This window comes from Streptomyces sp. S.PB5 (genome assembly GCF_030403745.1).
Taxonomy (GTDB): Bacteria; Actinomycetota; Actinomycetes; order Streptomycetales; family Streptomycetaceae; genus Streptomyces.
The window spans coordinates 1-14217 of record NZ_JAQMWP010000027.1 but is presented as its reverse complement, the minus strand read 5'-3'; the positions used below and the strand labels follow the sequence as shown (position 1 = coordinate 14217).

13 protein-coding genes are annotated in these 14217 nt (G+C 70.9%); all 13 read left to right on the top strand.

Annotated elements, in window-relative coordinates:
* The first annotated feature begins 156 nt into the window (after positions 1–156).
* On the top strand, positions 157–729 hold the full coding sequence (locus tag PH203_RS43585) for a YqgE/AlgH family protein (RefSeq protein WP_289927794.1): 573 nt from the start codon (positions 157–159) through the stop codon (positions 727–729).
* A 29-nt stretch (positions 730–758) separates the two neighbouring features.
* Positions 759–1046 (top strand): DUF3039 domain-containing protein, encoded by a 288-nt coding sequence (locus PH203_RS43580; protein ID WP_079309856.1) that lies wholly within the window; start codon positions 759–761, stop codon positions 1044–1046.
* Positions 1047–1252: 206 nt separating this feature from the next.
* Positions 1253–2554, top strand: a complete 1302-nt coding sequence (locus tag PH203_RS43575) for an extracellular solute-binding protein (protein WP_289927789.1) — start codon at positions 1253–1255, stop codon at positions 2552–2554.
* A 4-nt stretch (positions 2555–2558) separates the two neighbouring features.
* Entirely contained in the window at positions 2559–3446 is an 888-nt protein-coding gene (locus PH203_RS43570) for a sugar ABC transporter permease (RefSeq protein ID WP_289927787.1), read from the top strand.
* Positions 3443–4300: a carbohydrate ABC transporter permease gene (locus PH203_RS43565; protein ID WP_289927785.1), complete on the top strand. Its 858-nt coding sequence runs from the start codon at positions 3443–3445 to the stop codon at positions 4298–4300. The genes PH203_RS43570 and PH203_RS43565 overlap by 4 nt, the downstream gene beginning before the upstream one ends.
* A 15-nt stretch (positions 4301–4315) precedes the next feature.
* The gene (locus PH203_RS43560; protein ID WP_289927784.1) at positions 4316–5926 is read left to right on the top strand and encodes a beta-N-acetylhexosaminidase; all 1611 of its coding nucleotides are present in this window, start codon (positions 4316–4318) and stop codon (positions 5924–5926) included.
* Positions 5927–6181: 255 nt separating this feature from the next.
* Entirely contained in the window at positions 6182–7075 is an 894-nt protein-coding gene (locus PH203_RS43555; RefSeq protein ID WP_289927783.1) for an FAD binding domain-containing protein, read from the top strand.
* On the top strand, positions 7072–9042 hold the full coding sequence (locus tag PH203_RS43550) for a 2Fe-2S iron-sulfur cluster-binding protein (RefSeq protein ID WP_289927782.1): 1971 nt from the start codon (positions 7072–7074) through the stop codon (positions 9040–9042). Before PH203_RS43555 ends, PH203_RS43550 begins: the two co-directional genes overlap by 4 nt.
* On the top strand, positions 9039–11348 hold the full coding sequence (locus PH203_RS43545) for a molybdopterin cofactor-binding domain-containing protein (RefSeq protein WP_289927781.1): 2310 nt from the start codon (positions 9039–9041) through the stop codon (positions 11346–11348). The genes PH203_RS43550 and PH203_RS43545 overlap by 4 nt, the downstream gene beginning before the upstream one ends.
* The gene (locus PH203_RS43540) at positions 11345–11467 is read left to right on the top strand and encodes a hypothetical protein (protein ID WP_289927780.1); all 123 of its coding nucleotides are present in this window, start codon (positions 11345–11347) and stop codon (positions 11465–11467) included. Before PH203_RS43545 ends, PH203_RS43540 begins: the two co-directional genes overlap by 4 nt.
* A gap of 44 nt (positions 11468–11511) precedes the next feature.
* A complete protein-coding gene (locus tag PH203_RS43535) occupies positions 11512–12042 on the top strand; it encodes an AAA family ATPase (RefSeq protein WP_289927779.1) in 531 nt (176 codons plus the stop codon).
* Positions 12043–12203: 161 nt separating this feature from the next.
* Positions 12204–13379: an SUKH-4 family immunity protein gene (locus PH203_RS43530; protein WP_289927777.1), complete on the top strand. Its 1176-nt coding sequence runs from the start codon at positions 12204–12206 to the stop codon at positions 13377–13379.
* A 603-nt stretch (positions 13380–13982) separates the two neighbouring features.
* Positions 13983–14217, top strand: a 235-nt coding sequence (locus PH203_RS43525; protein ID WP_289927776.1) for a hypothetical protein, incomplete at its 3' end; no start/stop codon positions are given.

Here is a 14217-nt window from a genome sequence, read left to right as displayed (position 1 = left end):
CATAGCTGTGTCACAACACGGGCCGTTCGCAGGCGGGCACATGGGGTCACGGGGGCGGTGGTGCGGTGGGGGCGCATGGTTGTGCTCTGAGCTGCATTCACTCCCAACCGCGCATTGCCTCCCCCCGCGCGGGGAAGATGCGGGATCATGTCTGGCATGACCGAGGTGTCCTCGCTCACAGGGCGGTTGCTCGTGGCAACGCCCGCCCTGGCGGACCCGAACTTCGACCGTGCGGTGGTGCTCCTTCTCGACCACGACGAGGAGGGCTCCCTCGGTGTGGTCCTCAACCGGCCGACCCCGGTGGACGTCGGCGACATCCTGGAGGGCTGGGCGGACCTGGCCGGCGAACCCGGTGTCGTCTTCCAGGGCGGCCCGGTCTCCCTCGACTCCGCGCTCGGCGTCGCCGTCATCCCGGGCGGCGCGTCCGGCGAGAGCGCGCCGCTGGGCTGGCGCCGGGTGCACGGCGCGATCGGCCTGGTCGACCTGGAGGCCCCGCCGGAGCTGCTGGCCAAGGCGCTGGGCTCGCTGAGAATCTTCGCCGGCTACGCGGGCTGGGGCCCCGGTCAGCTGGAGGACGAGCTGGTCGAGGGCGCCTGGTACGTCGTCGAGTCCGAGCCCGGCGACGTCTCCTCCCCGTCCCCGGAAAGACTCTGGCGCGAGGTCCTGCGCCGTCAGCGCAACGAGCTCGCGATGGTGGCCACGTATCCGGACGACCCTTCGCTCAACTGATGGGTGTGACCTTCAGTACCCTGTTTTTTATGAGCACTCTTGAGCCCGAGCGCGGGACTGGTACGGGGACCCTCGTAGAGCCGACGCCACAGGTGTCCCACGGCGACGGCGACCACGAGCGCTTCGCCCACTACGTCCAGAAGGACAAGATCATGGCGAGCGCCCTCGACGGCACCCCCGTCGTGGCGCTCTGCGGCAAGGTGTGGGTGCCGGGCCGCGACCCGAAGAAGTACCCCGTGTGTCCCATGTGCAAGGAGATCTACGAGTCCATGGGCGCCGGCGGGGACGGCGACGGCAAGGGCGGCGGCGACAAGTAGGTCCGCCGTCAGGTCCTCCGCCTGACTGAGGCTTCGCGAGGCCCCCTGGGTGCGTTCCGGCGCGCCCAGGGGGCCTTTCGCATGCCCTCGCATGTCACGAAGTGGTTGAGACCTCTTGTGGGCATGTTCATGTAGTCCCTAGCCTCCGTTGTGCAGAGCGAAACTGTCATTGCATATGTTGCAACGCATGCTCGGAGGCCCACTCCATGAAGCGCTCCCCCCACTCCTCCCGCCTGGCCGTCCTGCTCACGGCCCTCGTCGTCACCGCCTGCGCCCCCCAGACCTCCACCAACTCCTCCTCCGACAAGGACGAGAAGACCGGCACCCTGCGCGTCTGGCTCTTCCAGGAGGTCGGCAACAAGCCCAAGGAGAAGGTCGTCGACTCCGTCGTGGCCGCCTTCGAGAAGGCCCACGAGGACACGGAGGTCGACGTCGAGTACATCCCGATCGACACCCGCGCCCAGCGTGTGAAGGCCGCCTTCAACGACCCCGGCTCCGCCCCCGACGTCATGGAGTACGGCAACACCGACACCGCCGGCTACGTCAAGGACGGCGGACTCCTCGACGTCACGAAGGAGTTCGGCGCCTGGAACGAGGCGAAGGACACCGACCCGACGGCGAAACAGTCGGTGACGGTGGACGGCAAGGTGTACGGGGCGCCCTTCTACGTCGGCGTACGCGCCCTGTACTACCGGACCGACGTGTTCGAGGAACTCGGCCTCGACGTCCCGAAGTCGATGGCCGAGCTGGCCTCCACGGCCCGCAGGATCCGCGCCGCGAAGCCCGAGCTGTACGGCCTGGTCGTCGGCGGCGCCTACACGTACGGCGCGATGCCCTTCGTCTGGGCGGGCGGCGGCGAACTCGCCACCGGCGAGGGCGGCTCGTACACCTCCGCCATCGACAGCCCCGCCGCCCGGAAGGGCATCAAGGCCTACACCTCCCTGTTCTCCGACGACAACTGTCCCGCCGCCAAGTGCGCGGGCTTCGGCGGCAACGACACGGTCACCGCGTTCGCGGCCGGCAAGGCGGGAATGGCCATCGGGGGCGACTTCAGCCACACGGCGGTCGAGGCGGGGAAGGCGAAGGGCAAGTACGCGGTCGTGCCGCTGCCGGGGGTTTCCTCCGGGTCGATCGCTCCCGCCTTCGCGGGCGGCAACAACATCGGCGTACTGAAGAGCACGTCCCATCGCACGCTGGCCGTCGAGCTGATGGAACAGCTCGCGTCGAAGCAGACCCAGGCCTCGATGTTCGACGCGATGGGCTTCCTGCCGACGTTCACGGACGTCCGGCAGCAGGTGGCGGCGGAGGAGCCGTACGTGAAGCCGTTCGCGGAGACGCTGGCGGCGGGGACGAAGTTCGTACCGGCGTCGCCGGCGTGGTCGCAGATCGACTCGTCCCTCGTCCTGCCGACGATGTTCCAGGAGGTCATCAGCGGCAAGAAGGACGTGGCGGCGGCTTCGAAGGACGCGGCGAAGAAGATGAACGACGCGTTCGCCTCCATGGGTTGAGCCGGTGAACCTTCGCACCGAGCCCGCCCGGACCCCGTGGTTGTATCTCGCCCCTGCCCTCGTGGTCCTCGGCGGGCTGCTCGTCTACCCGATCTACCAGCTCGGGCTGATCTCCTTCTTCCAGTACACCCAAGCCCAGGTCAGCGGCGGCGAACCCACCACCTTCGAAGGTTTCGGCAACTACGCCGAGCTCTTCGGCGACTCCCAGTTCTGGCAGGTCCTGCTCGCCACCGTCGTCTTCGCGGCGGCCTGTGTGGTGTCGACCCTCGCCGTCGGGTGTGCCCTCGCCGTGCTGCTCACACGCGTGCGTGCCGTGCCGCGGCTGGCGCTGCTGCTGGCGGCGCTCGGCGCGTGGGCGACCCCGGCCGTCACCGGGTCGACGGTGTGGCTGTTCCTGTTCGACGCGGACTTCGGGCCGGTGAACCGGGTGCTCGGCCTCGGCGACCACTCGTGGACGTACGGGAGGCTCAGCGCCTTCTTCCTCGTCCTGCTCGAAGTGGTGTGGTGCTCCTTCCCGTTCGTGATGGTGACCGTGTACGCCGGTATCCGGGCCGTCCCCGGCGAGGTCCTGGAGGCCGCCGCGCTCGACGGGGCCTCGCAGTGGCGGATCTGGCGGTCGGTGCTGGCGCCGATGCTGCGGCCGATCCTGGTGGTCGTCACCATCCAGTCGGTCATCTGGGACTTCAAGGTCTTCACGCAGATCTACGTCATGACGAACGGCGGCGGCATCGCGGGCCAGAACCTCGTCCTGAACGTCTACGCCTACCAGCAGGCGTTCGCGTCCTCGCAGTACGGCCTCGGCTCGGCGATCGGGGTCGTGATGCTGCTGATCCTGCTCGCTGTGACCCTCGTCTATCTGCGGCTGCTGCGCAGGCAGGGGGAGGAACTGTGAATCTTGTACGCCCTCGGGTGCGGCCTTTTGTGAGGCGTCCGTGGCGGCTGGCCGCGGAGGCGTCCGCGTTGCTGGTGGCGGTGGTCGTCGCCTTCCCGCTGTATTGGATGGTGCTCGGCGCCTTCAAACCGGCCGGGGAGATCGAGTCCACCGAGCCGCGGCCATGGACGCTTTCGCCTTCCCTGGAATCCTTCCGGCGCGTGTTCGGGCAGCAGGATTTTGGTCGGTATTTCGTCAACAGCCTTGTCGTGGCGTGCAGTGTGGTGGTCGTCTCCGCGTTGATCGCGTTTCTCGCGGCGACCGCCGTGACACGATTCCGGTTCCGCTTCCGGACCACGTTGATGATCATGTTTCTGGTGGCCCAGATGGTGCCGGTGGAGGCTTTGACGATCCCCTTGTTCTTCCAGATGCGCGACCTCGGTCTGCTGAACTCCCTGGGGTCGCTGATCCTGCCGCACATCGCCTTCTCGCTGCCCTTCGCGATCTGGATGCTGCGGGGGTTCGTGAAAGCGGTGCCGGAGGCGCTGGAGGAGGCCGCGTACATCGACGGGGCGAGCCGGTCGCGATTCCTGTGGCAGATCCTTTTCCCGCTGGTGTTCCCGGGGTTGGTGGCCACGAGCGTGTTTTCCTTCATCTCGGCCTGGAACGACTTCCTGTTCGCCAAGTCGTTCATCATCAGCGACACCTCCCAGTCGACGCTGCCGATGGCCCTGCTGGTGTTCTACAAGCCGGACGAGCCGGACTGGGGCGGTGTGATGGCGGCGTCGACGGTGATGACGATTCCGGTACTGGTGTTCTTCGTACTCGTACAGCGGCGCCTGGTGTCCGGGCTCGGCGGCGCGGTCAAGGACTGAAAGGTCTGGTCATCCATGGATCTCGTTCCGGTACCCCACCAGGTGGAACGGCCCACGGGCTTCCTCGAACTCGGCGACGGCTTCGGGATCGGGGCCGGGCCGGGCACCGAGGACACCGCGCGGCGGCTGCGCGCGATGCTCGGCGCGGCGACCGGGCTCGCACTGCCGCCCAAGAAGGGCGACGAGCACGACGTCCTGCATCTGTCCCTCCGGCCCGGACTCGATGCCGAGGCCTACCGCCTCGTCATCGCCCCCCACGGCGTCCACCTCCAGGGCGGCTCGCCCGCCGGTGTCTTCTGGGGCGCCCAGACCCTGCGTCAGCTCCTCGGCCCCGACGCCTTCCGGCGCGCACCCTTTCCCGGCCGTACGTGGCGGCTGCCCCTGACGGAGATCCGGGACGCCCCCCGATTCCGCTGGCGCGGCCTCATGCTCGACGTGGCCCGGCACTTCATGCCGAAGGACGGAGTCCTGCGCTACCTCGACCTCATGGCCGCCCACAAACTCAACGTCTTCCACTTCCACTTGACGGACGACCAGGGCTGGCGGATCGAGATCAAGAGGCACCCCCGGCTGACCGAGGTCGGCTCATGGCGGGCGCGTACCAAATTCGGCCATCGGGCCTCACCGTTGTGGGAGGAGAAGCCGCACGGTGGCTACTACACCCAGGACGACATCCGGGAGATCGTGGCGTACGCCGCCGAGCGGCATATCACCGTCGTCCCCGAAATCGACGTACCCGGCCACTCGCAGGCCGCCATCGCCGCGTACCCGGAACTCGGCAACACCGATGTGATCGACACGTCCGCCCTCTCCGTCTGGGACACCTGGGGTATCTCTCCGAACGTACTCGCCCCCACTGACAACACCCTTCGCTTCTACGAGGGCGTCTTCGAGGAACTCCTGGAACTGTTCCCGGGTGAGTTCATTCACGTCGGCGGCGACGAATGCCTGAAGGACCAGTGGCGGGCCTCGCCGGCCGCACAGGCCCGTATCAAGGAACTCGGCGTCGGTGACGAGGACGGACTGCAGTCGTGGTTCATCGGCCACTTCGACAAGTGGCTGTCCGCGCGCGGGCGCAAGCTCATCGGCTGGGACGAGATCCTGGAGGGCGGACTCGCGCCGGGAGCCGCTGTCTCGTCGTGGCGCGGGTACGCGGGCGGTATGACGGCCGCACGCGCGGGCCACGACGTCGTCATGTGTCCTGAACAGCAGGTGTACTTGGACCACCGGCAGCACGAAGGCGCGGACGAGCCGGTCCCCATCGGCTACGTCCGCACCCTGGAGGACGTCTATCGCTTCGAGCCCGTTCCACCGGAGCTGACCCCGGCGGAAGCGGCGCACGTGCTCGGTACGCAGGCCAACCTGTGGACCGAGGTGATGGAGGACCACGCGCGCGTGGACTACCAGGCGTTTCCCCGGCTGTCGGCCTTCGCCGAGGTGGCCTGGAGCCGGCTGCCCGCGCCCGCCGAACGGGACTTCGCCGACTTCGAGCGGCGCATGGCCGCGCACTACGAGCGACTTGACGCCCTGGGAGTCTCCTACCGGCCGCCCACGGGCCCGTTGCCGTGGCAGAAACGCCCCGGTGTGCTGGGCCGGCCCATCGAGGGGGCACCCCCGAACAGGTAGCGGACCCCCCGAACAGGTAGTGGAAAACCGTCGTAAGCATCACCGAAGAGTGTCAATCCGTGCGCACCGGTGAAGCCGTATGAAAACGGACCATCTCCCTGATGAGGTGGGCGAATGCCTCCTAGCGGACCCCTGTCTTCGGCCCCTGCGAAGATGTGCCAGAGTTGCCACGTCCGCCCTGTCAGCACGTACCGTACGGCAGCAACAGGCGGGACCAGCTGGGACCAGGTGGGGCAGCGGGAAGGGGCAGCCGGTTTGACCACGCACGCACCGCAGGCGGCGCAGGCCGTCACGCTGCCCACGACGCTGGACGAGGCCGTGGCGGCACTGGCCGCCATGCCCGCCGCCGTGCCCGTCGCGGGCGGCACCGACCTCATGGCCGCCGTCAACTCCGGCCAGCTCAGGCCCGCCGCACTGGTGGGCCTCGGCCGCATCAGCGAGATCCGCGGCTGGCAGTACCAGGACGGGCACGCCCTGCTCGGCGCCGGGCTCACGCACGCGCGCATGGGCCGCCCCGACTTCGCCGCCCTCATCCCCGCGCTCGCCGCCGCGGCGCGCGCCGCGGGCCCGCCGCAGATCCGCAACGCGGGCACCCTGGGCGGCAACATCGCCACGGCGTCCCCCACCGGCGACACCCTCCCGGTGCTGGCCGCCCTGGAGGCGACGCTGATCATCGCGGGCCCGGGCGGGGCCCGCCGTGAACTCCCGGTGTCGCATCTGCTGGCCGGCATGGAGATGCTGCGCCCCGGCGAACTCATCGGCTTCGTGCGCGTGCCGCTGCTGCACGCCCCGCAGGTCTTCCTCAAGGCCACCGGCCGCACCGGGCCCGGCCGTGCGATGGCCTCCGTCGCGCTCGTCCTCGACCCCGCGCGGCGCGGAGTCAGGTGCGCCGTCGGAGCCATAGCGCCGATGCCGCTCAGGCCCCTGGACGCCGAGCAGTGGGTCGGCCGGCTCATCGACTGGGACAACAACCGCACCCTGGTCCCGGAGGCGCTGCACGCCTTCGGCGAGTACGTCGCCGCGGCCTGCATCCCCGACGCGGCCCCGGAGCCCGACGGCTCCGTGCAACCGCTTCCGCCCGCCGTACTGCACCTGCGGCGCACCGTCGCCGCGCTGGCCCGACGAGCACTGGGGAGGGCGCTGTCGTGACCGACGACCGGCACGGAGAGGGCACCCCGCCGCCGAGCGGCGGCCGCTGGGACCCGCTGCCCCAGGGCGACTACGACGACGGTGCCACCGCCTTCGTGAAGCTCCCCGAGGGCGGCATCGACGCCCTGCTGGCCTCGGACAGTCCGCTCGCCGCGCGCGGTCACGGGTATGTGCCGCCGCAGATAGCGGTCGCCCCCGGCGGCGACGCCGGCACCGACCCGGCGGCCACCGGCACCTGGGCGGTGCCCGCCGACGGCGTCCAGTGGCCCGACCCGAACGCGCTGCCGCACGGCGGGCAGGGCGGACAGGATGGTCAGGGCGGCCAGGGCGCCGGGAGCGACCGGTTCACGTACAACCCCGGGGCGACCGGGCAGTGGAACTTCGGGGAACACGCCGAGCACAGCGAGCGCACCGAGCACGTGGAGGCCGCGGAGGTCGCTCCCGCGCCCGGGCACGACGTGACCGGACAGTGGTCGATCCCCGTCGCCAACGGCGATCTTCCGGATGAATCGGGCGAGTTCACCACGTCGGCTCTCGTCGAGCAGTGGGGTGGAACGCCTCCGGCCACGCTGCCCGGCGGCGCGCCCGCGCCCTGGGCCACGCAGACGCAGGCGGGACAGCCGTGGGGCACCGAGACGCCGGGGGCCGGGCAGGCTCCCGGGCAGTCCACCGTTCCCGGGCAGGAGCACGGCGGGACGGTCGGCGACCTCCACGCGCACGTGCCCGGCGGTGACGCCCACGGTCACGGCGGTCCGGCCGACGAGGGCCACGCGCACGTGTCACCCGGCGACGGTCACGCGCACATGCCCTCGGGCGACCCCCAGGGCGGTCCGGCCGGCGACGGTCAGGGCGAGGCCGCCGGGGTGGCCGCGAACGCCCACGCGCACGTGCCGTCCACGGACACGCTCCCGCACGACCGGTCCGCCGACCACACCGGCGCCCACCCGGTCGCCGACGCACCGGACACCCACGCGCGCGTGGAGGCCGGTCCCGCCGCGCACGACCCCGGGCACTCCCACGGTTCCGCCGAGACCCACGACCCGGCCGGGCCGCACGGCTCGGTCCCGCAGCACGGCCACGCCCCCGCCGAGCCCCCGACGGACACCTCCGGCGCAGCCGCCTCACAGCCCTCTCGGGACGCCGATGAGGCAGCGGCGGCAGCCGAGGGCCCCGAGGGCGCCCAGGGAGCCGTGGAAGCCGCTGAAGGGGCCGCCCAGCCGCGCGCCGACCACTCCCCGTCCGCCCCGGCCGAGACCGACACGGAGTCCGGGCCGGAGGCCGTCGAGGAGCACGCGACGGCCGCCGACTCCGACACGCCGGACGAGCCCGCCCCCGCACTCCCCGGTGAGGAACACCCCCTCGCCTCCTACGTCCTGCGCGTCAACGGCGTCGAACGCCCCGTCGCCGACGCCTGGATCGGCGAGTCGCTGCTCTACGTGCTACGCGAGCGCCTCGGTCTCGCGGGCGCCAAGGACGGCTGCTCGCAGGGCGAGTGCGGGGCCTGCAACGTCCAGGTCGACGGCCGCCTCGTCGCCTCCTGCCTGGTCCCCGCGGTCACCGCCGCCGGCAGCGAGGTCCGCACCGTAGAGGGCCTCGCCGAGGGCGGGCAGCCCTCCGACGTACAGCGCGCGCTCGCCAAGTGCGGGGCGGTGCAGTGCGGTTTCTGCGTGCCCGGCATGGCGATGACCGTGCACGACCTCTTGGAGGGCAACCCGGCGCCGACCGAGCTGGAGACCCGCCAGGCCCTGTGCGGAAACCTGTGCCGTTGCTCCGGCTACCGGGGCGTCGTCGACGCCGTCAAGGAAGTCGTCGCCGAACGCGAGGCGCACGCCGCGGCCGAGGCTGAGTCGGACGGCGACGAGGCACGTATCCCGCACCAGGCGGGCCCCGGAGCCGGCGGGGTCAACCCGTCGGCCTTCGAGCCGCCGCATGACCAGGCGTACGGAACGGACGGAGGCCAGGCGTGAGCAACGAAGCCGCCACCGCGACCACCCCCGCGGAGGCAGCCCCCGCCCCCGAGCCGATCCCGCACGGCATCGGCGCCTCCCTGCCGGCCGCCGACGCCCGTGCCAAGACCGAGGGCACCTTCCCGTACGCGGCCGACCTGTGGGCCGAGGGCCTGCTGTGGGCCGCCGTACTGCGCTCCCCGCACCCGCACGCGCGCATCGTGTCCATCGACACCTCCCACGCGCGCGAGATGCCCGGCGTACGCGCGGTCATCACGCACGAGGACGTCCCCGGCAACCCGGTGTACGGCCGCGGCAAGGCCGATCGGCCGGTCTTCGCCTCCGAGGTGGTCCGCCACCACGGCGAGCCCCTCGCGGCCGTCGCCGCCGACCACCCCGACACCGCGCGGATGGCCGCGGCGGCCGTCATCGTCGAGTACGAGGTGCTCGACCCGGTGACCGACCCCGAGCTGGCCTTCGAGGCCGAACCCCTGCACGCCGACGGCAACCTGATCCGGCACATCCCGCTGCACCACGGCGACCCGTCCGTGACCGGCGAGATCGTCGTCGAGGGCCAGTACCGCATCGGCCGCCAGGACCCCGCCCCCATCGGCGCCGAGGCCGGCCTCGCCGTGCCCCGCCCCGACGGCGGCGTGGAGCTCTACCTGGCCTCCACCGACCCGCACACCGACCGGGACACCGCCGCCGCCTGCTACGGCCTGGAACCCGAGCGCGTCAAGATCGTCGTCACCGGCGTCCCCGGCGCCACGGCCGACCGCGAGGACCAGGGCATCCAGCTCCCGCTCGGCCTCCTGGCGCTGAAGACGGGCTGCCCGGTCAAACTCACGGCCACGCGCGAGGAGTCCTTCCTCGGCCACGCCCACCGCCACCCCACCCTCCTCCGCTACCGCCACCACGCCGACGCCGAGGGCAAGCTGGTCAAGGTCGAGGCCCAGATCCTCCTCGACGCGGGCGCCTACGCCGACACCTCCGCCGAGGCCCTCGCCGCCGCCGTCGGCTTCGCCTGCGGCCCGTACGTCGTCCCGAACGCCTTCATCGAGGGCTGGGCCGTACGCACCAACAACCCGCCCTCCGGCCATGTCCGCGGCGAGGGCGCCATGCAGGTCTGCGCCGCCTACGAGGCGCAGATGGACAAGCTGGCGAAGAAGCTGGGCATGGACCCGGCGGAACTGCGCCTGCGCAACGCGCTCGCGACGGGGGACGTGCTCCCGACGGGCCAGACGGTGACGTGCCCCGCACCGGTGGCGGAGCTGCTGCAGGCCGTACGGGACTTCCCCCTCCCCGCGCTCCCCAAGGACACCCCCGAGGACGAGTGGCTGCTGCCCGGCGGCCCCGAGGGCGCGGGCGAGCCGGGCGCGATCCGCCGTGGCGTCGGCTACGGCCTCGGCATGGTCCACATGCTCGGCGCGGAGGGCGCCGACGAGGTCTCCACGGCCACCGTGAAGGTCCACGACGGCGTGGCGACGGTCCTGTGCGCGGCGGTGGAGACCGGCCAGGGCTTCACCACGCTGGCCCGCCAGATCGTCCAGGAGACCCTCGGCATCGACGAGGTCCACGTCGCCCCCGTGGACACCGACCAGCCCCCCGCGGGCGCGGGCTGCCGGGGCCGCCACACCTGGGTCTCGGGCGGCGCGGTGGAACGCGCGGCCAAGATGGTCCGCACCCAGCTCCTCCAGCCCCTGGCGCACAAGTTCGGCATGTCCACCGAACTGCTCCAGATCACCGACGGCAAGATCACCTCGTACGACGGTGTCCTGTCGACCACCGTCACCGAGGCGATGGACGGCAAGGAACTGTGGGCGACGGCGCAGTGCCGCCCGCACCCCACCGAGCCGCTCGACGAGTCCGGCCAGGGCGACGCCTTCGTCGGCATGGCCTTCTGCGCGATCCGCGCGGTGGTGGACGTCGACATCGAGCTCGGCTCGGTCCGGGTCGTCGAACTCGCCGTCGCCCAGGACGTGGGCCGGGTCCTGAACCCGGCCCAGCTGGCGGCCCGTATCGAGGCGGGCGTCACCCAGGGCGTGGGCATAGCGCTCACGGAGAACCTGCGCACCGCGCGCGGTGTGATCCGCCACCCCGACCTCACCGGCTACGCGCTGCCGACCGCCCTCGACGCCCCGGACATCCGGATCGTGAAGCTGGTCGAGGAGCGGGACGTGGTCGCGCCCTTCGGCGCGAAGGCGGTCAGCGCGGTGCCGGTCGTGACGTCCCCGGCGGCGGTCGCCTCCGCCGTACGGGCCGCGACCGGCCGCCCCGTGAACCGGCTCCCGATCCGGCCGCAGGCCGCGGTGGTGACCGCGCAGTGAGCTCCCAGGATCCCGAGCGGTACGAACCGGCGCCCGGCGTCGGAAAGCTGCTGCTGTGGATCCTGGTGTTCGCCCTCGCGGCGCTCGTGGTGGTCCTGGGCGGCGTCTACCTGACCTGACGCTCGTGACGGAGAGCGGGCGTGGCCGTGACGCGGGGGTCTCGATGTCTGGCGTGATCCTTGTCACGGGCGTCATGGCGTCCGGCAAGTCGACGGTCGCCCAGGCGCTCGCCGAGCGGGTGGTGCGGGCCGCCCATGTCCGCGGGGACGCCTTCCGCCGGATGATCGTCTCCGGGCGGGAGGAGTACGACGGTGTCGCGGGCGGCGAGGGCGAGGATCAGCTCCGTTTGCGGTACCGGCTGTCGGCGGCGACGGCGGACACCTACGCGGAGGCCGGGTTCACGGCGGTGGTGCAGGACGTGGTGCTGGGGGAGGAACTGGCCGCGTACGTACGCCTGATCCGCACGCGGCCCCTGTACGTCGTCGTCCTGGCGCCGAGCCCCGAGACGGTGGCGGCGCGGGAGGCCGGGCGGGCCAAGTCGGGCTACGGGGCGGCCTGGACGGTCGCGGAGCTGGACCGGGTACTGCGGGAGGAGACCCCGCGGATCGGTCTGTGGCTGGACAGCTCGTCGCTGTCGGTGGGGGAGACGGTGGAGGAGATTCTGGCGGGGAGGGAACGCGCGAGGGTCCGCTGACGTCTCCTGTTCAGACCCCTCCTGTCCCAGGGCCGTATTCCGAGGGCGTTGTCAGTGGTGCCGAGTAGTGTTCTGGGCAGTGGGGAACGACGGCGAGACCTGCACGGCTGGGTCCGTCCTGCCCTGCTCGGGGACAGTGAGTTCGCACGCACGGGGGAACGATGAGCACGAGCGGCACCGCAACCGCGGTGATCACACTGACCGACGACGACCTGGAACGCTTCGTCACGCACGCCTCGACGCGCCGTTGGCTGACGGGACCCGGACTGCCGTCCGGCATCGGCCTGTTGAGCTTCGAGGAGCTGGTCCGCGAGGGCCTGCGGACGGTCGAGGACGCGACCGGTGACCCCGAGGGCCGACTGCCCCTGGACCTGCGGGACCAGCTGGTCATAGGCGGGCTGCTCGACATCGAGGGCCAGGAGACGGAACCGGTCCTGCTCGACGGCGCGACCGGCGAGGTGTCGACGACCGACTTCTGGTACGACACCCCGGAGCTCATGGAGCGCCGCCCGCTCGCCCCGTCCCTGGAGAAGCTGGTGCGCTTCGCGACGGCCGCGGAGGAACTGGCGGAACTGCGCGGCCGGTTCGCCTCCTACGCCGGCCGCTTCGGACCGCAAGTCGCGGCGGAGGCGACCCGCCAACTGCTGGCGGTCTTCGAAGAGGGCGTGGGAGCGGACGGCGAGGTGCCGCCGTACTGGCGCATCGCGGCCCTGCTGCGCCCCCTGTCGCTGACGGCGGCCCCGGGCGCGGCGTCCGGCCTGACCCTGGACCTCCCCGCCCGCCTCCTCGACCAGGAGTTCGGCCAGGGTGAGATCTGGCGCTTCGAGGACGTCGACTTCCCCGCGACCCTCACCCACGAACCGACCCGCCGCTTCCTCCGCGACACGGGCCTGCCCGAGGACGCCCTGCTGTTCCAGCTGGACACGGACGTCCCCCTGCCGACCCTCACCGAGCACTACGCGGACACCCCGGACGCCGAACTTCCCGCCGACGCCGACCACTTGATACGTCTCGGCTACCTGCTGGAGGACAACAGCCTGGTCATAGACGGTCGCACGGGCGCGATCCTGAACTGGAGCGAACCCGAGGCGCGGCTGTACCCCCTGAACACGGACGTCTCCACCCTGGCCTTCACCCTCTGGCTCCTCCACCACGAGCACTCGCTCGACGAGGACCTGAAGTACGGCCTGTCACAGGGACCGTACGCGCAACTGGCCGCCACGATGATCCAGATCCTGGCATCGGTGGACCCGACGGTCACCACGACCGACGCCGACTGGCACTACTGGGCGGAGGCGTTCCAGGACGAGGCGGGCGGGGTGCTGAGCGCGGAATGAACCGCGACGACCGACAGGGCGACACCCCTCGGGGGCGCCACCCTGTCGTTCTGCCCACTGAGGCAGCCAGAGGCCGTGGCGGGAATCGAACCCACGTAACTCGCTTTGCAGGTTTGTCCCTGCCGATCAGGGCGTGATCCGGGGTCGTTCAGAGGCGTTCAATCCCGTGCGGCCAGCATCGCTGCGGAGCTGAGCGAATGGCTCTGAACGGCCTCGTACGGCTACGAACGAGACGGAAACTGAGACGGAGCTAAGACGTCTGACCAGGCGAAGCGGCGTTTGCTGGCGTTGGACCTGCGCGAGGGCGTTGTGCCCTCCAGGTGAGGCGCCGCTGTGGCGAGCGTGGAAGCACTGCTACGAGTTGCTCGATCTTGGTCCGGTGAGGTCTAGGGCTTCGCCTCGGTCATACGGGCTTCTGGACAGTGGTGGACCAAGACGGACACTCAGAATCGGCAATCAAGACCACGCCTGAGACCCTTACCCCCGTAGCCAGGACTGCGAACCAGCCGGGACACTTGTCACTCTATCCTCATGTGTAAACCCACCGGTCCCCTCTTCGCCGTATGCACGCTCGCACAGGGCCTGGCGCTATACGCTATCGGGATGGATGAGAGGCTTAGGGTTTTCGGAACTGAATTCCTTCAGTACACGTTGTGCGTGGCGAACGAAATCGAGGAAGAAGGTCAGCTGTCACCTGCTCAGGAAGAGGCCGCGCAGGTTCTCCTGGAATTCATCACTAAAACGTCTAAGGCCCGTCCCGCAATTGATGATCAGGCGCTAAGGGGGAGTCGGCCCGCTCGGAGCCAGGCCGAGGTTCATCTGCCGCCCGACTTGATCC